This window comes from Flavihumibacter solisilvae (assembly GCF_000814475.1).
Classification (GTDB): domain Bacteria; phylum Bacteroidota; class Bacteroidia; order Chitinophagales; family Chitinophagaceae; genus Flavihumibacter; species Flavihumibacter solisilvae.
In genome coordinates, this window is record NZ_JSVC01000002.1 from 124,452 (window position 1) to 146,786 (window position 22,335).

The window sequence follows — 22,335 nt, forward strand, 5'->3', positions numbered from 1 at the left end:
TTCAGAAAAAGAAAAACCCGCATGATTCATGCGGGTTTTTTAATTATTTGAAATCGGGTTACAGTTTTATTTCTTCCTCATGTGCATCGAAGAAATGGAACTCTGTAAGGTGATAATTGGTATTTGAATGGAGCTTGATGTTTTGTTTGAATGCGCGTTTCCATTTCCAGAGCTTACTGAAGATCCAGCCCTTTGTCAGGTAGGCATGCATGATAGGATGTACTACCAGTGTAAGGTTGCTGTGCTTGTGGGTAATGAGGTAGTTAAGATTTTTTTCGATCTCGTCTTCAAGTACGAGTGTTGATGAGATCTTACCCGTTCCGTTACAGCTGGGGCATACTTCCATGGTGTTGATATTGATCTCCGGCTTCATTCTCTGCCGGGTGATCTGCATCAATCCGAATTTTGAAATGGGTAGAACCGCATGTTTGGCGCGATCCGGCTTCATATAATTCTCCATGGCATCAAGAAGCCGCTTCTTATTCTCGGGGAGCTTCATATCAATGAAGTCGGCCACAATAATGCCACCCAGGTCACGAAGGCGCAATTGCCTTGCAATCTCTTCTGCAGCTTCAAGATTAGTTTCCAGTGCATTCTGCTCCTGGTTATTGCTTACACTTTTGTAGCCACTGTTCACATCTATAACATGCAGCGCTTCCGTATGCTCAATAATCAGGTATGCACCACTGGGAAGGTTGACCGTTTTTCCAAATGCGGCCTTTACCTGTTTGGTGATGCCATACTGATCGAAAATCGGTGCGCCATTATGATAGTAGGAAACAATGTCTGCTTTGTCGGGGGCAATGCGCTGAATGTAACTCTTGGTGTCGTTGTAGATATTTCTATCGTTGACAACTATGCGGTTAAAATCCTCGTTCAGGAGATCCCGGAGCATGCTCGTGGTCTTCGTCTGCTCACTGAGGATTTTGGCCGGTGCAACAGAGCCATTCAGGTTTTGCTGGATGGCTTTCCATGTTTCGACCAGGGCCAGCAGATCCTCGTGCAATTCTGCAGTGTTCTTACCTTCCGCAGCAGTTCGTACGATAACCCCGAAATTTTTGGGCTTGATTGCCTCAATGATCTTTTGCAGTCTTTTTCTTTCATCAGAAGAATGAATCTTCCTCGAAACTGCCACAACATCATTGAATGGGGTAATAACAACAAAACGGCCGGGAAGGGATATCTCACAACTCAGGCGCGGACCTTTGGCTGCAATGGGTTCCTTGAGGATCTGAACCAGGACATTGGGCTTGCCGCCAAGCACTTCATTGATCTTGCCTGTCTTAACAATTTCCGGTTCGACCTCAAATTTCGCAAAGTCGAAACCGCCGGCAGTGTTGTCACTGATTGATTGCTGGGTGAATTTCAGCAGCGATTTTGCATAAGGACTCAGGTCGGTGTAGTGTAAAAAAGCATCTTTTTCAAATCCCACATCAACAAATGCGGCATTTAAACCGGGAATGAGCTTTCTGACCTTGCCCAGGTATAAGTCCCCAACAGCAAAACTGGCATCTGCCTTTTCGTTGTGCAGTTCCACCAGCTTCTTGTCTTCCAGGAGAGCGATCTCCACGCCCTGTGGCGCAGAGTTAATAATTAATTCCTTGTTCAAGCGAGTAATCTTTTAACATCAGTCCAATCTCACCAAAAGGAAAACAGCTGAAGTGGTTTCTGTACTTCGCCAGTATCCGTTTTTTGCAATAATCGGTTGGATGACCGGGAAATAAACGGTTCAGCTAAAGGAAATTAAGCCGGAATAAATTTACATATTCCGGCTTAAAGAAGGTAGTATAGCTTAGAATATTACTTGTTCTTCTTCTTATGACGATTCTTTCTCAACCTCTTCTTACGTTTGTGCGTAGCAATCTTATGACGTTTTCTTTTTTTACCACAAGGCATCTTTACAAAGATTTATAGTTAACAATTCAATTTATCGCAATTGCTGAATTCGTTTATTCAGCTCAGATTTCAGCGCCGGATTCTCCACATGTTCTGCCGCATGCTTGTACCAATCTGTCGCCTTATCCTTTTTTCCCAGTCTTTCGTATCCTTCCGCAAGCATCAGCAGCACTTCAAGGTCATGTGGTGTGCTCCGGGCAACCTTTTCCAGCCTTTCAACTGCCTTGTCGTATTGCCCCGAAACTATCCCTCCAATGCCCAGCATCTTTTGTGCATATATATTGGATGAATCCCGCCGGCTCACTTCAAGCACCTGTTGTATCCCTTTCATCACTTCCTGTGGATCGCCTGCAGGAGCACCAAAAATGTATGTGCTTCCCAGTCCAACCTTCAGGGAATCATTCCCCGGATCAAGTTCAAGTGCCTTTTCAAACAGCTTTTTCGATTCGCCGGCCAGCCAGGATTTTATCTCCGGCTGTTCAACCCCTCGCAGGTTATCCAGCAACAATTGGGCTGCAAAGGTGAGACTTTTTTCAGAATTTTCCAATTTGGCGGCCTCTGCCGTATAATAGGCAAAAGGAAGGAAAGCCCTGGCGGAGTCGCTCCAGAAGCTGGCCAGCTGCCTGTAAGTGGCAATTTGCTGCGCTTTTACGTCTCCCCGCACTACAGCCTGCGACAGTCCGTTCACATAAGTTTGCTGATGCGTGGGAAGTTGGGCAGTAGCGGCTTTAATAGCCGTCTGGATATCAAATGATTGCGTTGAAGTAGCCGCACTGGCGGATGTTTCTTTACCCGGTGGAACGGTCTTCCCGAAAAAATAAATCACCAATACCAGCAGCACAGCGCCGACAATTAAAATGTACTGTTCTTTTTTCACCTTAATCCAATTAAGGTGGCGAAATTACATCTCTTCGTCCGGGTTTGGCTGTCCTTCCTTAACTGTTTTAAGTTTTTTTACTTCCTGTACAAATTCTTTTGCAGGCTTGAAGGCAGGAATAAAATGCTCCGGAATTTCAACCGCAACATTTTTCTTGATATTACGCCCGATCTTTGCCGCGCGTTTCTTGGTGATAAAGCTTCCGAAACCCCGGATGTAAATGTTCTCACCCTGTGACAACACGTCCTTAACTTCCTTGAACATTGCCTCAAGGGTTACCAGAACATCCACCTTTGGAATGCCTGTTTTTTCTGCAATTTGGTTGATGAGGTCGGCCTTTCTCATATTTCACCTGTTTTGAGTCATTTTCAAGTAGCAGAATGTCGTCACATTAATCCCCGGATCTCTTAACAAATATGAATTTGTTTGTTAATATAAGTGAATCTTTTTACACATACAACACTTATGCAATTTATTGATTTTGAATTAAATTGAAATATTTTTCCGAGTTTTCTGAAATATGCAAAAAGCATTCACCAATCTCCTGTTGAACTGGAACCAATCGGGCAACCTCCGTACCATGCCCTGGAAGGGCGAACGGGATCCATACAGGATCTGGCTCAGCGAGGTGATCCTGCAGCAGACAAGGGTGGAACAGGGGTTGGCCTACTACAATCGTTTCATCGAAAAATACCATACGATCCGTGACCTGGCCATGGCACCTGATGAAGACGTGTTTAAGCTCTGGGAGGGCCTGGGCTATTACAGCAGGTGCAGGAATCTTCTCGCAACAGCCCGTTTTATCGCCTTTGAAAGAAACGGCCGGTTCCCGGATACTTTTGAAGAAATCCTTTCCCTGAAGGGAATAGGACCTTATACCGCCGCAGCCATAGCCTCTTTCGCATATGGCTTACCGCATGCAGTCCTTGACGGCAATGTTTTCCGGGTTCTTTCCCGCTATTTTGGCATTACCACACCTGTGGATCAGCCGGAAGGGAAAAAACTATATACCAGGCTCGCCAATGAACTCCTCGACACTGACTCACCGGGCACTTATAACCAGGCGATCATGGATTTTGGCGCCACAATCTGTAAACCCCGCCAGCCGCTTTGCCAGGTTTGTGTCCAGCGAAATGATTGTGAAGCAAATAAACTCGGAATCGCTGAGCAACTGCCGGTCAAATCAAAGTCGCTCGTTCGCCGTACCAGGTTTTTCTATTATTATATATTCTCTTACGAAGGAGGGTTTTATATCAGGCAACGGTCGGATAGCGATATCTGGCATTCATTGTATGAATGGGCCCTTGTAGAAACGGAGGAAGCCATGAAAGGGGAGAAGAAGGACTTAATGCACGCCGTCCGTAACGCTTATGGAAACAGGTTGAAGGGAAATATTATTTCGGTCTCCGATCAATATTCTCAACAACTGACACACCAGAAAATTAATGGTTGCTTTATCCATATGGAACTTGATCATCCGCTTCCCGAACAGCTTGGCTTCCGGTTTATTACCAGGAAACAACTCGGGAATTTTGCCTTTCCCCGCTTTATTACCCGTTACTTGGAAAAACACCCACTCTGATTTTCGCATAACCCCCCTCATATCAGTTTGTTGTGCATCATTCACCCGTCGGGTCCCACCCGTCGGGTGAACGTAGGTTAAAATACATTGAAAAAGGCGTGTTAACCGCAAAAAATAGAATGTAATACACTGAAAAAAAATTAATTTTAAAGAGGACTATCACACAACAGGCGAATTAAAACCTCAAATGCAACCATATGAGAGGCGTAAACAGGGTCATGTTGATCGGTAACCTGGGGAAAGACCCGGATGTACAATACCTGGAGGGAAATATAGCAGTAGCAAAGTTTTCCCTTGCAACAACAGAAACTTACAAGGACAGGGCAGGAAAACTGATATCCCAGACGGAATGGCATACAGTGGTGTTATGGCGCGGATTAGCAGAGCTTGCCCAGAAATATTTGCATAAAGGGAGCCTTGTTTACATTGAAGGAAGATTGCGTACACGCAGTTGGGAAGACAAGGAAGGGAACAAAAAATTCGCTACCGAAGTAGTTGGTGATAACCTGATCATGCTCGATAAGAGATCTGACATTCACGGCCATGTAAATGGCGGTTTGCCTGGCGAGGGACTTGAAGGAATGAGCAGTTCAGATGCTCCACCGGAACCAAATCAGGATCTGCCCTTCTGAATCGGGAATTTAATGCAAATTTGCAGACGCTTGTTTGGCGGAATAGCATTGTTAACAAAAAAGAACAGCTTTGGACCACGCTTCGGTTGATGCCTCCATAACACTGTTGTGGAGCCCTTTCTTTCTGGCTGCAAACCTTCAGGGCACTACCCTCCTGGTAATCATAATCCTGGTACTGCTGGTAATCTCCTATTTCCTCTCCGGAGCAGAAGTGGCTTTCTTCAGTCTCTCCCATCGTGATGTTAATATGCTGAAAACCAAGCAGGGATCAAGCTGGAGGAGAATTGTACACCTGTTGGACGAACCGAAGCTCCTGATGGGATCGATGCGGATAGGCAGTGCCCTGGTTAACATTACCATAATCATTCTTTCCAGTTTCCTGATCGACCAGCTGCTTCCCGTCAAGGAACCGCACGCACTTATCGTCGCCATTAAATTATTCCTGGTTGTTTTTTTTCTCGTACTGTTCGGCGAAGTGCTTCCAAAAGTATATGCCTCACAGAATAACCTCCGTTTCGCCCGTGATTCGTCTTACCTCGTTGAAATCGTGCACCTGTTATTCAAGCGGATAAGCGGTTGGCTCGTGGGAATGACTGACAGGATAGAAAAATCTCTGGGTGCCGACTACACAGGCAATCATTTTGAAGAACTCGAAGACGATAGCAACGCATCAGAAGAAGAGAAAAACATCCTCCGGGGTATTGCCAAGTTCGGCCATCTTACAGTTAAACAGATAATGCGTACAAGGCTCGACGTTAGTGGCATTGACTACCATATCTCTTTCGGGGAACTGGTTAAGCAACTGGAAGATCTTCATTACTCAAGGGTTCCGGTGTACCGGAACAGTCTCGATGAAGTAATGGGCCTTATTCATACAAAGGATATCCTGCCTCATATCGATGAACCGGATGACTTTAACTGGCATACACTCATGCGCCAGCCATATTTTGTGCATGAACAGAAAATGATTGAAGATCTGCTTCAGGACTTCCGTTCACGCCGGACTCACTTCGCGATCGTGGTCGACGAATTCGGGGGCACCAGTGGAATCGTGACACTCGAAGATATTATGGAAGAGATCATCGGCGATATCCGGGATGAATTTGATGATGAAGAAAGTCCGAACCGGAAACTCGACGAAAACAACTATATTTTTGAAGGACGCACCATGATCAATGATGTGTGCAAAGCCATGAATCTCCCGCTCAGCACCTTTGAAGAGGTGAAAGGTGACAGCGATTCCCTTGCCGGACTCATCCTCGAAGTATCAGGAAAGATTCCTGCCGAAAATGAAGTCATAGCCGTAGGCGATTTCCAGTTTACCGTCCTCGAACTTTTAAGAAACAGGATCCAGAAAGTGAAGGTGACCATAAGCATCGTTTAGCCAATAATTTGACCTGATGAAGATTTCCCCGAAAAGCATAACCCAACTCTTTTTTGCTGCAGTATTATTAACAGGAACACTCGGATGTAATAGTCCATTTACTCCGAAACCCCGTGGCTATTATGCGATCAAATTTCCCGAACACCGGTACCAGGCATTCGACAGGCCGGGGTTTCCCTACACTTTTGAATACCCCGTGTATGCCAGAATTTCACAGGACAGTACTTTTTTCGAGGAACAGCCGGAAAACCCCTATTGGATCAATATCGATATACCTGACTATAACGGGCGCATCTATATAAGCTACAACCGCATTGGCGGTAATGCCCGGTACAAAGTAAAAAATGCCAAAGGAGAATATGTGGATTCTCTTGGTGTAAACACCTTCGAAAAATTGTTGAACGGATCCTATACACTTTCATTCAAACATTCTTATAAAGCGAGCTCAATTGAAGACAGTGCATTCAAAACTCCAGCTGGCATAGATGGGGTCTTTTTCCGGATTGGCGGCAATACTGCCACCTCAAATCAGTTCCTGGTAAGTGATTCGGTGAAACATTTTCTCCGCGGCGCATTGTATTTCGACGCCACACCCAACGAAGACTCGCTGCGACCTGTTAATGCATTCCTGAAAGAGGACCTGAAACACCTGGTAAACACCCTGCGGTGGCGTGAATAAGCGGCGGCGCAATCGTCACAACCCGTTCCGTACCAGTAACTTGTCTAAAAAGGACAGTAATAAATTGTGATAAACTAACTTTGCAAAAAAAAGCCGGATGATCGTAATCGAACATACTTTGGTCAGTGATGAAGTGGTAGAGGAAAGATTTGTATGTGACCTTTCCAGTTGTAAAGGCGGTTGCTGCGAAGACGGCGATACGGGTGCTCCCCTTGACGTTAAGGAACTTGACATTATTAATGAAGTCTACGAAGTGGTTAAACCCTATCTCACATCTGAAGGTGTCAGGGTGATAGAGAAGGAGGGAAGATACTCGTACGACAAAGAGTTCGGCTGGGTTACGCCCGCTATCAATAATGGCATGTGTGCATATGGCTACCGCGATGAAAAGGGTGTCATCAAATGTGCCTTCGAACAGGCGTATAATGATGGTAAAACCACGTGGAAAAAACCCATCAGCTGTCACCTCTTTCCCATCCGCATTAAAGCGGGAAAAGAATATGATATGGTCAATTATGAGCCCCGCGAAACGCTCTGCAGCGCGGCTTGTTCACTGGGGAATAAGCTGAAAGTTCCGGTTTACGTTTTCCTGAAGGAACCCATCATCCGGAAATACGGACAGGAATACTACGATGCGCTCGACGCATACTACAAGATGTACCACTGAGAAGGGTTGTCCATCCGAAAAGAATTACGACTTTCATAGTACAAGGTTGAATGAAAAATGTAATTTCGAACGTATGGGCAATGAGATAAAAGAAGTGTTCCTGGCCAAAAGCAATCAGAAGGCGGCCGATCTTGACCATCGCAAAAAGATCAATTTCAATATAGGCAAATACAATGCGGTTGTTCCCGTCGGTAAGTCCCAGTTCCGTGACCTGGAGCTTGCCCGGGAGCGGGCTAAAAATATCAAGTGGCGGGCACTTGAAACGCTTGATCAGCAATTGGAAAATTTTGAATCTGCATTTACTGCCAGGGGAGGAAAAGTGATCTGGGCCGAAAATGCAGAGGATGCACGTCGTGAAATCCTTCGTATCTGTAAGGAAAAGAACTGCACCACACTGGTAAAGAGCAAAAGCATGGTAACAGAGGAAATCAAACTAAATGAATTCCTCGAAAAGAATCATATCGAAAGCGTCGAGACCGACCTGGGAGAATATATTCAACAACTCGACGGTGAGCCTCCATACCATATTGTAACACCAGCCATGCACAAGAGCAAGGAAGACGTGGCAAGGCTCTTTGCCGACAAATTAGGAACCGACCCGAAACTGGGCCCTGGTGACCTGACGCTCGAAGCGCGTGCAAGACTCAGGGAAAAATATGTTCTGGCGGAAGTGGGATTGACCGGTGCGAACTTCCTCATCAGTGATATTGGCGCAATCGCTGTAACCGAGAATGAGGGGAATGCAAGGCTCAGCTGCGCATGGCCTAAAACGCATATCGTCGTCGCAGGCATTGAAAAGGTAATTCCTACCATGAATGACCTTGGACTTTTCTGGCCGCTCCTGGCAACATATGGTACAGGTCAGCAAATCACCGTTTATAATACTATTGTTTCAGGACCCAGGCAGCCGGGAGAGTCTGACGGTCCTGAAGAAATGATCGTAATACTGCTGGATAATGGGCGTACTAACCTCCTCGCCAATCCGAAAACAAGGGAAAGCCTGTATTGTATCAGGTGCGGCGCATGCCTGAATGCCTGCCCGGTATATAAGAACATTGGTGGACATACATACGGAACCACTTACAGTGGTCCGATCGGTAGTGTCATCACACCCCATTTAAAGGGGTTGAATGACTGGAAACACCTGAGTCATGCTTCCTCGTTATGCGGCAACTGTACGGAGGTATGCGCTGTCAGAATCAACCTCCATGAATTGCTGCTGGAAAACAGGCATGAAGCAGCCAGGGAAGGCTTCGCACCATTTGCAGAGAAGCTTGCATGGAAGGCGTGGAAAGTGGGTGTATCAAATAGGAAATGGATGAATAAAGGGAAAGCATCAGTAAAAAACTGGATGGTCAATAAACTTGTCAAAGGCTGGTCCTCTACAAGGGGGCCGATCGACTTCCCCGAGAAAAGTTTTAACCAGCTCTGGCGCGAAAAAAATAAGCTTTCCTGAGTTCATGCTGATATTTTCCACGGCACATAGCCCACGATTGCAGTACATGGTTGATCTGATCAGCCGTGAATTATGCATTACCGATGCTACAATTACAAGCGACCGTGAAGTTTTTTCCCTGTACGAAGGAGTGCGGATCAATTACAGCGAAAAGCAGGTAACCCAGGCTGAATTTCATATTGTACCGGTATCACTTTTATTCGAATCCAATGTCAGGTCACAGCAACCCGAATGCTTCAGCTGGTATGGAATGAAGGCATTCTTCGCTTCACCAGGCAATGATCTTCCCTTTGATATCTTTGCTGCGATCTTTTTCCTCGTTAGCCGCTACGAGGAATACCTTCCATTTGAACCGGACCGGTTCGGATGTTTCCCCCATACTGCATCCATTGCCTGGCGTGAAGGATTTCTGCAGGAACCCCTTGTCAATAACTGGCTGATGCAACTCGAAGTTTTGTTAAAGAAAAAATTTCCTGCTGCGATCTTCAGACGTAAAAATTTCACCTTCATTCCCACCTATGATATCGATATGATGTATGCATACCGGTATAAAGGCCTGAAACGTAATACCGGCGGGTTCTTCCGCTCCATTTTACGCAAGGAATACAGCTCAGCTTTTCAACGGCTGAACGTATTGCGTGGGGAAGAAAAAGATCCTTACGACGCGTATGAATGGCTGGATGCCCTTCACCTGTACTGTCGTGTAAACCCTGTTTATTTTTTTCTCGTTGCACAACAGCAAAAGGGGTATGACAGGAATATCCCTACTGATACCAGGCCATTCCAGGAATTGATCCATTATTACGCAGCGACGCATAAGGTTGGCCTTCATCCTTCATGGCAAAGCAGCATCGCTGCCACTGACGAAATCATAAAAGAGGAAAAGGAGTGGATGGAAGCAGTTGCCGACCTGTCAATCACAAAAAGCCGCCAGCATTATATCAAGCTCAACTTGCCAGGCACGTATGAACGACTTTACCGCTGCGGTATAAGACAGGATTTTTCAATGGGTTATGGAAGTATAAATGGTTTTCGCGCTTCTATGGCTTCATCATACTATTGGTTCAACCTTACGACCAACTCCGCAACCGACTTAATGCTTTACCCGTTCTGTTTCATGGATGCCAATTCTTATTACGAACAAAAGCATACGCCACAGCAGGCATATACTGAATTGATGCGGTTTTATGCTGCAGTTAAAAAAGTTCGTGGATGTTTCATTACTATCTGGCACAACAACTTCCTGGGCAGCGATCCCATGTACAGGGAGTGGAAAGATCTTTATGAGATCTTCATGAAAGAAGATGCTTACTGGGACGCCGGCTGATCCCTGTTTTTCCTGAATTCAGCATTCACTAAATACACGCCACACAATGCTATCAGGCCGCCAAAAACAATAAACGCGTTCAGTTTTTCATCAAAGATCCATGAGCCAAGGAATACCGCAACCAGCGGGTTAATATAGGCGTAGATGGATACCTGTTCTGTCGGCAGGTGTTGAAGGGCATAGATATATGCCATGAATGAGATCACTGATCCGACAACTGCAAGATAGATTATAGAGAGCCAGGAAATAACCGGTATCTGTGTTATGGGAATTACATTGCCCGTTGCATGACTGACGCTTGTGAGCATGAAACCTGCAATGACCATCTGAATTCCGATACTGAAGTACGGGTTGAAAGAATCGGCCTGGTTCTTTGTATATATTGTTCCGAATGCCCAGGTAAGGGTGGCCGTAATTGAGAGGAAAATGCCAAACCTGAAATTGGCGTTCATGAAATCGTGCAGGTGATCGGCAAAGATGATGCAGATTCCCGTAAAGCCAAGGACGAACCCAATCAGTGATTTCCTGTTTAGGGAGGAGTTTCCTCTGATCAGTGCTATTACAACCATCCATAGTGGAAACACGGCACCGATAATCGCTCCCAGTCCACTTGAGATATATTTCACTCCCCACGTAGTAAGCCCGTTGCTTAAGAGGAAGTTCAGTATACTGAGTATGATCACGGGAATCCACTGCCTGCCACGGGGAAAGGCTTTTCCTTTCGAGATGAAATAGACTATGTAGATTAGCCCGCCGGTCAGTTGTCTTAACCCGGCCAGCTGCAATGCAGGCATATACATAACACCAGCTTTGGAAACAAGCCAGGTAGTACCCCAGGTGATGCTCACAAGCGTTAATGCAAGCAGCGCCTTACTGCGTGTGCCCTTTTCCGTGAGCCGCATGGGGTTGATCATGTTAAGTTGCCTGCGCATAAAAAAAGCCGGGCGAATGCCCGGCTGCAATTTTAGTGTTTGAAGTGCCGCATTCCGGTCATTACCATTGCCAGGTTGTTTTTCTGGCAATACTCTATAGAATCCTTATCCCTGATGGAACCTCCGGGCTGGATGAAGGCAGTGATCCCTGCTTCATGTCCCATCTGCACACAATCCGAAAACGGGAAAAATGCATCACTGGCCAGTACCGCTCCGTTAAGATCAAAATTAAACTGCTTTGACTTTTCGATTGATTGCCTGAGCGCATCAATCCTGCTGGTTTGTCCGCATCCTTTACCGATCAGCTGCCTGTTTTTTACCAGTGCGATCGCATTGCTCTTCAGGTGCTTGCAAATGAGGTTGGCAAATTCGAGATCCGCTTTTTCTTCCGGCGTGCTTTCCCTGCCACCGGCTTCTTCCCATTTTGTATAATTCCCTTCATCAATCTGCTGCATGAGTACACCATTTAGCAGTGAGCGGAATTGTTGCTTCACGCCTACTGGCTTTTTCTGCTGCAGCAGGATGCGGTTTTTCTTGGCACGCAGGATCTCCAGTGCAGTTTCATCATAACCAGGTGCAATCAGTACCTCGAAGAATATTTCATTAATGGCATGTGCTGTAGCTACATCAATGATTCCGTTACAAACCAGTACACCGCCGAAAGCGCTTTCAGGATCGCCTGCAAGCGCGCTGTCCCAGGCACTTTTTACTGATTCCCGCTGCGATACACCACACACGTTTGTGTGTTTGATGATGGCAAAGGTGTAGGGCATTTGTTCATTATTGTCAGTACTGAATTCCTGTATCAGCTGAACTGCTGCGTCTACATCAACCAGGTTATTATATGAAAGTTCCTTTCCGTTCAGCTGGTTAAAAATGTCATTAAGCTCGCCATAGAAAACGCCCTGCTGGTGAGGGTTCTCACCGTAACGCATAATTTTTGGCTTGGGGACTGACGACAGGAAATAGTTGTCAAAACCCGGGGTGAAATATTGGGAAATTGCCACGTCATAATGGGCACATACTTCAAAGGCCTTGGCGGCGAAGTGGCGACGTTGCTCCAGGGTTGTTGTGCCCTGTTGTTCCCGTAGGATATTTTCGAGAAAGGAATAATCTTGTTTTGAAGCTATAACCACGACATCCTGGTGGTTCTTGGCAGCTCCCCTGATCATGGATGGCCCCCCAACATCTATCTTTTCGATGATGGATTTCTCGTCAGAGGTATTGGCCACAGTTTCTTCGAAGGGATAGAGATCAACAATAACCAGGTCGAGTTCCGGGATTTCAAACTGTTTCATTTCAGCAATGTCCTGCTCATTGGCCCTTCTGCCCAGGATACCCCCGAAGACCTTTGGATGTAGCGTTTTGACCCGTCCACCAAGGATTGAAGGATAAGACGTTACGGATTCTACCGGAACACAGGGTATTTCCAGCTTTTCGATGAATTGCTGGGTTCCGCCGGTAGAGTAAATGGTTACGCCCTGCTCATGAAGGAGGCGGACAAGAGCATCCAGACCGTCTTTGTAAAAAACGGAGATCAATGCTGACTGAATTTTTTTGGTCATACGCTGAGATTGACTGGTTATCGGTTAGGGCAAGCAGGTTGATGCAGGCTGCACAGGCCTGGTTAACGAAGGCGCAAAGCTACGGTATCGCCCTCAAAAAATGTGGGCAACCCCGGCAACTTGTTCAGGTCTTTTTGAAAGGCACCCGCTATCCAGGTGTTATGGACCGGGATTCCGGACTGGCGCAAAGCCCGCTCCCATTCGGCAGCTTTCGCTTCCCTGATACTGCCGTCAAGAATACAGGTTGTATTGTCCGGTATCGCATGTTTCCACTTCGTCAGGTCGAAGATCCTGCCTGTGATTACCAGGAAGCCGGGATTTAAGCTAAGGAGTGGAAGTATTTCCCTGTTGTTTCGAGGAATGGCTACCAGGATCCTGCTTGTCCTGAATAAAGAAGAGGCCGAGTGGCGGACGGTCTGGATGCCATAATATCTTGCTGCGGCAGTTGGTGCCGGATGTCCGGTCAAATTAGCGAGACGGATTGCCATTCTTCCATTTACCAGGTCCGTTACCGATTTTCCGCGCAGGTGATATACGATAATCCGTTGTTGATGGAACTGCTTCATCCTTGTGTTTAATTGGAAGCCGGCCAGTATGCAGAAAAGAAACAGGGTTGCAATGAACAGTTTGCCGACTTGTAAATATCGCCTGCATGCCATGCAAAATATTACAAGGTAAATAAGGAGCGTTTCCGTTAGTTGCCAATTTAAATCTGTGACTACTGACATCGGAAGGTCACTGATATGCCTTATTCCTGCATTCATGGTTTTAAGGAGCAGGTTTGACATGCTGCCAGCCCAGGTAATTGAAATGCCGGTAGAAGTGACCAACCATTGGATCAATGCAGACACCAATGCCAGATTTGACAATGGAACGGCCCATAAGTTTGCCGGAAGAAAGTATAAGGGGGACTGATGAAACAGGTAAATGCTAATGGGAAAGGTTGTGAGCTGCGCTGCCAGCGTTGCTGAACAAAGCTGCCAGGTGTGTTTGAGAATCAGGTTCCTGATGTTGAAGATTTTTTCAATCGCCGGCTGGAATAAAAAAATGCCCAAAAGCGCCAGGAACGAAAGTTGGAAACCTGCATCCCATAGCCATGATGGCCGATAGCACAATAGTAGGAATGCAAATAAGGAAAGTGAATGGATACCTGTACAGGATTTCCTGGTCAGCCTGGCAGCCAGTACCAACGTAAACATCGCTGCAGCCCTGACAACAGATGCTGTGCCACCCGCGACTCCGCTAAACCACCAGATAATAACAAGTATCAACACTGAATTGGTCCACCTGGTGAACCGGAATTTTCTCTCCGAAAATTTCAGGATGGTTTGCAACAAAAGGAAAACCAGGCCAAGATGCATCCCTGAAACTGCAATTACGTGAATGACTCCTGTATCGGTGTAGGTTTTCAACAGCTCTTTATCCATCTCCTGCCGGTAGCCTATGAGCAAGGCCATTGCCAATGCTCTCGTTTCTTCTGGCATAGTGTTCCTGACTGCATTCATAGCTGACATGCGTCCTGCCGCCAGTATCTTTTTCAGGTTCCACCAATGTGCTTTGCGTATCAGGTGGCAATGCTCAGGATCAAGGTAAGCTTCGTGAAAAACCTGGTTCCGGAAGCAATATCGGGCAAAGTCAAAGCTTCCCGGGTTATCTGTTGGAATGAGTGCTTTGATTGAAGAGGTACTGATCAGCCAGGTATCGCCTGGCATAAAAGTTCTGAGTGATTGCTCATTCACATTTATGTTGATTGTACCAATGACCCTTAATTCATTTCCTGCAGAATCAATTACTGCAGCACATTCGAATCCGAATCTTGAAAATTTGGCACCCGGCTCAGGCAGCGAAACAGGTGTGCCTGCAATGGCAACTGCATGATCCAGTTTATGGCCGATCCATTGGTTATCATCCCGCAGCTGGCGGCTCATAAAAACCTGCTGACCCGAGCAGAAAAGTAAAAGGTTCACGGGGATCCCAGCCAGCCACCTGGCAGCATAGACGAACCAGTTAAAATTGTTGAACAGGAGAAGTGCCAGCATACTGCATGCTATGACCAGTCCTATGATCAATTGGAAACCTGGACCATGGATATCGCCCCATAATATGCCGCATATAAAGGGAGGAAGAAGGCGAATGAAAGGTGCATTTTTCCAGGGATATTGAGTCGAAGTGCTTCTCGGCATGATCACTAAAATCACCACCAAGGTAACCTTGCGGAATGCTTGTGTCAACCGTGAAAAAACGGTATTAAGGTTTCAGCAATTTGTGCAGGAAGGCGATCTGCCCAAGGTGATAGATGTTATGCTGGATGAGACCGTTCAATAAGAAATCGAAATTGTATTCCCGAAATTCCACTTTCTGGTCGAGTAAGTCATCGTTTTGTTTCTGCAGGTTGCCGAGGATGGACCTGGTAGAAGCATCAAGGAGTGCAAGGCCTTTGCCCCAGTTATTTTCAGCAGGGTCAATGACACGCCAGTCAATCTTCTCAAAAGAATGGAGGTCGTGATGTGGGTCATTTTCCAGTCTCTTCAATGTAAAATCTGACCAGGTGAGGGTATGGTAAAGGAGGTCGAGTAAGGAATGCGCATGGCCGACAGGCTTTTCAAACCCGATCTCCGGATCCACTTCACGGGCAATGCTCATAAAACTCCTGCCAAACCATGGCTGGCCATACATTGTAGTATCAAGGTTCTGAATGATGTTCCGGATCCTTGTTTGCATGCTATGAAGATAAAAAAAAGCTCCGTTAGGAGCCTTTATAAACCGTAAAAAATGATGATGCAGGCCGGCGAACCTTTGGAGCATTCGCTAAGTGGTCATTTTCTTCGTCGCGGTAACCCAATGCAAGCACAGCTACTGCGGACAACCCTTTCCCATCCAGACCCAGTACTTCATTTACCGCTGCTGCATTAAATCCTTCCATTGGTGTGCTGTCCACCTTTTCAAATGAAGCAGCTGCCGTTGCATACCCTAATGCAATGTAGGCTTGCCTTGCAGCCCATTGATGAACCTGTTCGTCTGTCCGGGTTGTTATGCTTCCTTCAATCATCTTCCTGAAATCATTCAGCGACTCTAGGGGAATATTTCTTGTGGAAGCGATGTTTTCCAGGTATTGATCAATTTGCCCGGGTGCTACATTCTTCCATGCGGCAAATACCAGTAAGGCTGAACCTTCCGTTACCTGCGGCTGGTTATAGATGGCGGGAGACAGGTTCGCTCTCAGTTCCGGATCCTGGATTACCAGTACGTCGAATGGTTGAAGACCAAGGGAAGAGGGCGCAAGCCGGGTCGCTTCAAGAATATTATTTAATTGGTCAGCCGGGACAGGCTTTCCGTTCATTCGTTTCGTAGCGTATCTCCAGTTAAAGTCTTGTAAGTAGTTCATACCAGGTGATTTTGTGTTTGGTGTAACAGTATTTGCATATACAATGTTCAAACACTATTCCAGTTTTGATGGGCTGTCATTTGGTCACCGGACGAATCCGGTTCGAAGCCCGTTGACACCTCAATGACACCTCGGAAATGCCTTATATCTCCCCGGTGGCCGAGGTCAATCTGAGGTCCAATTGAGGTGTCATTCAAATGTTTGTTCATGTCAACTTGTCGGAAAAGAAAAACCCGAAAGAAACACTGTTCTTTCGGGTTTGCCATAAACACCACATAGTGGTTTTAATTATTTGCTCAGGTACATGCTCCTGTCCTTGTACAACTGCCGGAAGTACGGATCCCTAAGATCCTTGATGAAGCGGATAGCCTCACCGGTACTCTTCATCTCAGGTCCGAGTTCCTTATTTACACCCGGGAACTTGTTGAAGCTGAACACAGGTTCCTTGATCGCGAACCCGTTGAGTTTTTTGTCGAACTCGAATTCAGTCAGTTTATGCGTTCCCATCATCACTTTCGTGGCAATGTTGAGGTAAGGGATCTGGTAAGCCTTGGCAATGAACGGCGTTGTCCGTGATGCCCTTGGGTTTGCTTCGATCACATATACTTTGCCATTCTTGATAGCGAACTGGATATTGATCAGGCCTTTGATGTTCAGTGCCCGTGCGATCTTCTCAGAATAATATTCCATCGTCGTCACTTCCATAGGCGTAAGGTTGAACGCGGGCAGAACTGCGTTGGAATCACCTGAGTGAATTCCCGCAGGTTCAATGTGTTCCATCACACCCATCACGTGGAAGTTTTCACCATCGAAGATTGCATCCACTTCGGCTTCCTGGCACCTGTCGAGGAAGTGGTCGATCAGGATCTTGTTACCAGGGATATGTTTCAGCAGGCTTACAACTGCCTTTTCCACTTCTTCATCATTGATCACTATGCGCATCCTTTGGCCACCCAGTACATACGAGGGACGAACCAGGACAGGATAACCTACTTTATTCGCTACTTCAACCGCCTCGTCAACATTGAATGCAGTACCATAGTCAGGATAAGGGATTCCCAGGTCTTTCAGCATGTCACTGAAGCGTCCGCGATCTTCCGCGATGTCCATATTATCGTAGGAAGTACCGATGATATTGATGCCTTTCTCATTGAGTCGCTCTGCAAGCTTCAATGCTGTTTGTCCACCCAGCTGTACGATTACACCGTCCGGTTGTTCATGTTCAATGATCTCCCAGAGATGCTCCCAGTAAACGGGTTCGAAATACAGTTTGTCTGCGATATCAAAATCAGTTGATACTGTTTCGGGGTTACAATTGACCATGATGGCCTCATAACCTGCTTCCTTTATCGCCAGCAATCCGTGAACACAACAGTAATCGAACTCAATACCCTGGCCGATGCGGTTCGGGCCTGAACCGAGTACGATGATCTTTTTCTTGTCGCTGCGTTTGCTTTCGTTGGCACTTCCTTCTTCGAAAGTAGAGTAGAAGTAAGGCGTTTTCGCTTCGAACTCCGCACTGCAGGTATCAACCATTTTGAAGACCCTCTTAATGCCGGCTGCTTTCCTTTTTTCGTACAGGGCATCTTCAGTGCCATCCTGCATGATGCGGCAGATCTGCTCATCACTGAAGCCATGCAGTTTGGCCTCTTTCAGCAGTTCGGTCGGAAGTGTGGCAAATTTATATTTAGCAAGTTCCTTTTCGATGTTGCAGATCTTCTGGATCTCATAAATGAACCAGCGATCGATACCGTTGGTTGCCTTTACAATGGTATTGGCACTGACACCAAGCATCAGGGCATCCTTGATCCGGAAGATCCTGTCCCACTTCGGTGTTTTGATATATTCTATCAGCTCTTCTGCGTGCATCTGGCTTTTACCGTAATAGCCGAGTCCGACAGCATTGTTCTCAAGGCTCTGGCAGGCTTTCTGGACAGCTTCCGTAAAGCTTCGGCCGATACCCATTACCTCACCCACACTTTTCATCTGGAGGCCGAGTGTATCGTTTGCGCCTTTGAATTTGTCGAAGTTCCAGCGCGGGATCTTAACGATAACGTAGTCAAGCGCAGGTTCGAAATATGCAGAAGTGCTCCCGGTAATCTGGTTCTCGAGTTCATCAAGCGTATAGCCGATGGCAAGTTTTGCCGCGATCTTGGCGATCGGGTAACCTGTGGCTTTGGATGCAAGGGCAGATGAACGGCTCACCCGCGGGTTGATTTCGATGGCAATGATTTCCTCAGTCTGGGGATTCAGGGCAAACTGCACATTACAGCCACCGGAGAAATTGCCGAGGTCGCGCATCATCATGATGGCAGTATTACGCATGAGTTGGAAAGCTGTATCGCTCAGCGTCATGGCAGGTGCCACAGTAATGGAATCCCCTGTATGCACACCCATAGGGTCGAAATTCTCAACCGTACAAATGATCACAACGTTGTCGTTGGCATCACGCAGCAGCTCAAGCTCAAATTCCTTCCAGCCCAGAACAGCCTGCTCTACAAGAACTTCATGTATAGGAGAGGCCTGGAGACCACGGTTCAGTGCCTCATCCAGTTCGTCCTTATCATGTACGAATCCTCCACCTGTTCCGCCGAGCGTGAATGAGGGACGGATTACCAGCGGAAACCCGATCTCCTGGGCAAATTCCTTTCCTTCAAGAAAACTGTTGGCTGTTTTTGCAGTTGCTACAGGTACACCAAGCTGGATCATCCACTGGCGGAATTTTTCGCGGTCCTCCGCCTTATCGATTGCCTTGATGTCCACCCCGATCAGCTTCACATTGTTCTTCTCCCAGATCCCGAGGTCCTCCGCCTCTTTTGCCAGGTTCAACGCTGTCTGTCCACCCATCGTTGGTAGCACAGCATCAATTTCATTCTCTTCAAGGATCTGTTCGATACTTTCCACCGTTAATGGAAGCAAATAAACCCTGTCAGCCATCATCGGATCCGTCATGATTGTTGCCGGATTGCTGTTGATCAGGATCACTTTTATCCCTTCCTCCCTTAAGCTGCGCGCAGCCTGGGTTCCGGAATAATCAAATTCACAGGCCTGACCTATGATAATGGGTCCTGATCCTATGATCAGGACAGATTTTATAGAATTGTCTTTTGGCATGGTTGCGGAAAAATAAATTGCGCAAAAGTACAGCCCGGGAAGGAAATTCCGTGATAAATTTTCAGAATGAGGCCAGGACTAGCCGAATCGGGCGCAACCCGAACCGCAAAAGCCAATATGCTCAAATGAAAAAGGCCCTCCCGAGAGGGAAGGCCTTGTGCAGAGATATTTATTGATTCAGCTTTTATGATAAGCCGACATTTCAATGTCATCGAGCAATACCTTCCCGTTCCGTTGATCCATCTTTCGGACCGCACGCGATTGTTTCTCATCATGTTTGCTCAGAATCTTGAACATCCATTTCTGTTTTGCTTCTTCTCCTTTAATCGCCCCGATGATTGAGGCAATCACCAGAATTACCATTACGATGGCTCTTTGTTGGAATCTTTTCATAACCCTTCTGTTTACTCAGTTAATAAATGCTGCCGCTAATCTTAATAACCGTTCAGTTTACATAGACATTCAATTAACATCAAACGCTGTTCCATGTTTATAAAATGATTACACTTTTCCGGATTTCATCATGATTTAACAAGTTGTTTAAACAACCAAATGAAATTCGGCTATGCACGGGGCATTTTCGACCCCGTCCGGATCATCATCATGCCTCAGATTGTGGCAATCGTTAGATTTGCAGTTTTTGAAAACAATTAGCCTGCTGATGGTCCGATTCCTCTTACCGCTTTTATTGCTTACCCTTTCAGTGCATGCACAATTCAACAGTATGCCCGATTACCCGAAAGGATATTTCAGAAATCCGCTCAATGTGGCCATCGACCTTAGCGGCAACTTCGGTGAACTTCGCCCCAACCATTATCATATGGGGCTCGACCTGAAAACCCTCCGCAGGGAAAACCTGCAGGTTTATGCAGCAGCAGAAGGATTTATTTCCAGGGTGAAAATTGAACCATCAGGGTTCGGCAGGGCCATCTATATCAGCCATCCCAACGGTTTAACGACTGTTTATTGTCACCTGAATGACTTTTTCCCTGAACTCGAGAACTGGGTGAAACAGCAACAATACGAGAAGGAATCCTGGGCGCTTAATATTGAACTCTCCGCCTCTTTGTTCCCCGTAAAAAAGGGATCTTTCATCGCATTCAGTGGCAATACCGGCGGATCGCAGGCCCCCCACCTGCATTTTGAGATCCGCCGCACATCAGATGACGTAAATCTCAACCCGATGCTCTTCGGATTTGAGCTCGCAGACAATACGCGGCCCTCCATTCTTCGGTTAGCCGTTTACGATAGAACCAAAAGCATTTATGAGCAATCGCCCCGCCTCATTCCTGTAACATCAAAAGGGAACGGCATCTATACGACCGCACCCATCACCGTTTCCGTACCGAAAGTGAGCCTGGCTATCAGCGCTTTCGACACCCATACAGGCTCGTCCAACCAGAATGGCATCTTTGAAGCCATTCTGCTGAACAATGACAGCGCGGTCGTAGGATTCAGGATGGACCAGATCAGCTATGACGCTACGAGGTACCTAAACGCACACATAGATTATGCTACAAAGTCCCGCGGCGGACCGTTCCTGCAACATCTCACTGAACTACCAGGTTACCTGAATTCGATCTATCATCGTTATAGTGGGGATGGTGTGATCGATCTTAGTGACGGACAGCCACATAACCTGGCCATAGTGGCGAGGGATGCATATGGCAACAGCTCTACTGTGACAACTGTACTCCGCTATAATGGGTCCAGGGTGCAGCACAATGACCCCGCCGGAAAAAAATTCTATCCCCTGATGGTTGATGTATTTGAGTCGGAAGATTGTGAATTCATCATCGGGGAAAGGACATTATATGACTCCGTAACAATTGGGCATCAGAAAAAAGCGCAATCACCGGGTGCCATTTCGGCAATTCACACGATAGGCAGCCTGTCGGTCCCCCTACAGGATTCCATGATTGTAAGGATTAAACCCCTTAATCCCGTGCCGCCTGCAGACCAGGACCGGGTGGTAATGCTACGCACTGGCGGCAGCCGGAAAGATGTGCAGAAAGTGAGCTGGCAGCACGACTGGGCGATGGCCAGGTTCAGGGATTTTGGCAGCTTCGCCCTGGTTACCGATCACGAACCGCCTGTAATCCAGCCTGTTGGATTCGGACCGGGATCTAATCTTGCTGCAGCTTCGCGGCTGGCCTTTACCGTTAGTGATAACCTTGGCCGCACAAAAGTTTTACGCACGGAACTTGACGGTAAATGGCTGCGGTTCAGCAATGATAAAGGCAGAACCTACATCTATAAATTTGATGAACTTTGCGGACCTGGTGCACATACGCTTAAAATAACTGCACAGGATGAAGCTGGAAATATTACGGAACGAGAAATAAATTTTGTGCGCTGATGCCACCACTTGCAAAAGGTAGAAAAGCCCCTGACTTCAAGGGCAATGACCAGAACGGTAACCCCGTCGCCCTTTCTGATTTCAAAGGCCGGAAAGTTGTGCTGTTTTTTTATCCCCAGGACATGACACCCACATGTACCGTCCAGGCCTGTAACCTGCGCGACAATTATGCCTTGTTACAACAACATGGATTCACCGTAATAGGAGTGAGCCCTGACCCTGTAGAAAGCCACAAAAAATTCGAAACGCGTCACGAACTTCCGTTTACATTGATCGCTGACCCGGACAGGAAAATCATCGGTAAATACGGCGTATGGGGTGAAAAACAATTGTATGGCCGAAAATATATGGGCCTTCACCGCACTACATTTATCATAGATCCAAAGGGAAAGATCAGTCACGTTTTCCTTCGCCCGAAAAACAAACAACATGCAGAGGAGATAATAGCTGCTGATATTACCACCTAATTTGAGTAATTTG

At 46.7% G+C, this 22,335-nt stretch carries 19 protein-coding genes; 9 read left to right on the forward strand and 10 right to left on the reverse strand.

What is annotated here, in order from left to right; translation table 11 throughout:
- Positions 1 to 58: 58 nt before the first annotated feature.
- The 3 genes from OI18_RS02420 to OI18_RS02430 all read right to left on the reverse strand — a co-directional run bounded on the left by OI18_RS02420 (position 59) and on the right by OI18_RS02430 (position 3,118).
- Positions 59 to 1,609 carry an Rne/Rng family ribonuclease gene (locus OI18_RS02420; protein ID WP_039136820.1) on the reverse strand — a complete coding sequence of 517 codons (1,551 nt, stop codon included), beginning with the start codon at positions 1,607 to 1,609 and terminating at the stop codon, positions 59 to 61.
- 318 nt (positions 1,610 to 1,927) lie between these two features.
- Positions 1,928 to 2,773: a tetratricopeptide repeat protein gene (locus tag OI18_RS02425; protein ID WP_039136822.1), complete on the reverse strand. Its 846-nt coding sequence runs from the start codon at positions 2,771 to 2,773 to the stop codon at positions 1,928 to 1,930.
- 24 nt (positions 2,774 to 2,797) lie between these two features.
- The gene (locus tag OI18_RS02430) at positions 2,798 to 3,118 is read right to left on the reverse strand and encodes an HU family DNA-binding protein (RefSeq protein WP_039136824.1); all 321 of its coding nucleotides are present in this window, start codon (positions 3,116 to 3,118) and stop codon (positions 2,798 to 2,800) included.
- Positions 3,119 to 3,293: 175 nt separating this feature from the next.
- On the opposite strand from OI18_RS02430, the gene mutY reads away from it, so the two are divergent.
- The 7 genes from mutY to OI18_RS02465 all read left to right on the forward strand — a co-directional run bounded on the left by mutY (position 3,294) and on the right by OI18_RS02465 (position 10,500).
- On the forward strand, positions 3,294 to 4,355 hold the full coding sequence (gene mutY, locus OI18_RS02435; protein ID WP_039136826.1) for an A/G-specific adenine glycosylase: 1,062 nt from the start codon (positions 3,294 to 3,296) through the stop codon (positions 4,353 to 4,355).
- 197 nt (positions 4,356 to 4,552) lie between these two features.
- Positions 4,553 to 4,987, forward strand: coding sequence for a single-stranded DNA-binding protein (locus OI18_RS02440; protein ID WP_039136828.1), 435 nt, complete (start codon positions 4,553 to 4,555; stop codon positions 4,985 to 4,987).
- A 70-nt stretch (positions 4,988 to 5,057) separates the two neighbouring features.
- A complete protein-coding gene (gene gldE, locus OI18_RS02445; protein WP_052272803.1) occupies positions 5,058 to 6,371 on the forward strand; it encodes a gliding motility-associated protein GldE in 1,314 nt (437 codons plus the stop codon).
- 16 nt (positions 6,372 to 6,387) lie between these two features.
- Positions 6,388 to 7,050, forward strand: coding sequence for a gliding motility lipoprotein GldD (gene gldD / locus OI18_RS02450; protein WP_039136830.1), 663 nt, complete (start codon positions 6,388 to 6,390; stop codon positions 7,048 to 7,050).
- A 97-nt stretch (positions 7,051 to 7,147) separates the two neighbouring features.
- On the forward strand, positions 7,148 to 7,717 hold the full coding sequence (locus tag OI18_RS02455; RefSeq protein WP_039136832.1) for a DUF3109 family protein: 570 nt from the start codon (positions 7,148 to 7,150) through the stop codon (positions 7,715 to 7,717).
- A gap of 73 nt (positions 7,718 to 7,790) precedes the next feature.
- On the forward strand, positions 7,791 to 9,173 hold the full coding sequence (locus OI18_RS02460) for a LutB/LldF family L-lactate oxidation iron-sulfur protein (protein WP_039136834.1): 1,383 nt from the start codon (positions 7,791 to 7,793) through the stop codon (positions 9,171 to 9,173).
- A gap of 46 nt (positions 9,174 to 9,219) precedes the next feature.
- The gene (locus OI18_RS02465; RefSeq protein WP_039136837.1) at positions 9,220 to 10,500 is read left to right on the forward strand and encodes a DUF7033 domain-containing protein; all 1,281 of its coding nucleotides are present in this window, start codon (positions 9,220 to 9,222) and stop codon (positions 10,498 to 10,500) included.
- On the opposite strand, the gene OI18_RS02470 is transcribed toward OI18_RS02465, so the two are convergent.
- From OI18_RS02470 to OI18_RS02505, 7 genes are all read right to left on the reverse strand, one after another.
- Positions 10,482 to 11,432 (reverse strand): DMT family transporter, encoded by a 951-nt coding sequence (locus tag OI18_RS02470; protein WP_205409970.1) that lies wholly within the window; start codon positions 11,430 to 11,432, stop codon positions 10,482 to 10,484. The two genes, OI18_RS02465 and OI18_RS02470, sit on opposite strands and share 19 nt — an antisense overlap.
- Before the next feature lie 32 nt (positions 11,433 to 11,464).
- The gene (gene purH, locus OI18_RS02475) at positions 11,465 to 12,997 is read right to left on the reverse strand and encodes a bifunctional phosphoribosylaminoimidazolecarboxamide formyltransferase/IMP cyclohydrolase (protein WP_039136839.1); all 1,533 of its coding nucleotides are present in this window, start codon (positions 12,995 to 12,997) and stop codon (positions 11,465 to 11,467) included.
- Positions 12,998 to 13,059: 62 nt separating this feature from the next.
- Complete coding sequence (locus OI18_RS02480) at positions 13,060 to 15,180, reverse strand: ComEC/Rec2 family competence protein (protein WP_152616706.1); 2,121 nt, start codon at positions 15,178 to 15,180, stop codon at positions 13,060 to 13,062.
- Between the two features lie 64 nt (positions 15,181 to 15,244).
- Positions 15,245 to 15,718, reverse strand: a complete 474-nt coding sequence (locus OI18_RS02485) for a DinB family protein (RefSeq protein WP_039136844.1) — start codon at positions 15,716 to 15,718, stop codon at positions 15,245 to 15,247.
- Between the two features lie 25 nt (positions 15,719 to 15,743).
- Entirely contained in the window at positions 15,744 to 16,382 is a 639-nt protein-coding gene (locus OI18_RS02490; RefSeq protein WP_039137080.1) for an NAD(P)H-dependent oxidoreductase, read from the reverse strand.
- Positions 16,383 to 16,670: 288 nt separating this feature from the next.
- On the reverse strand, positions 16,671 to 19,496 hold the full coding sequence (carB, locus tag OI18_RS02500) for a carbamoyl-phosphate synthase large subunit (RefSeq protein WP_039136848.1): 2,826 nt from the start codon (positions 19,494 to 19,496) through the stop codon (positions 16,671 to 16,673).
- 177 nt (positions 19,497 to 19,673) lie between these two features.
- Positions 19,674 to 19,889, reverse strand: coding sequence for a hypothetical protein (locus tag OI18_RS02505; protein ID WP_039136850.1), 216 nt, complete (start codon positions 19,887 to 19,889; stop codon positions 19,674 to 19,676).
- A gap of 268 nt (positions 19,890 to 20,157) precedes the next feature.
- Here OI18_RS02505 and OI18_RS02510 point away from each other — a divergent pair, with 268 nt between their 5' ends.
- Positions 20,158 to 21,855, forward strand: a complete 1,698-nt coding sequence (locus tag OI18_RS02510) for a M23 family metallopeptidase (RefSeq protein ID WP_039136852.1) — start codon at positions 20,158 to 20,160, stop codon at positions 21,853 to 21,855.
- Positions 21,855 to 22,322, forward strand: coding sequence for a thioredoxin-dependent thiol peroxidase (bcp, locus tag OI18_RS02515; protein WP_039136854.1), 468 nt, complete (start codon positions 21,855 to 21,857; stop codon positions 22,320 to 22,322). The genes OI18_RS02510 and bcp overlap by 1 nt, the downstream gene beginning before the upstream one ends.
- Positions 22,323 to 22,335 lie beyond the last annotated feature (13 nt).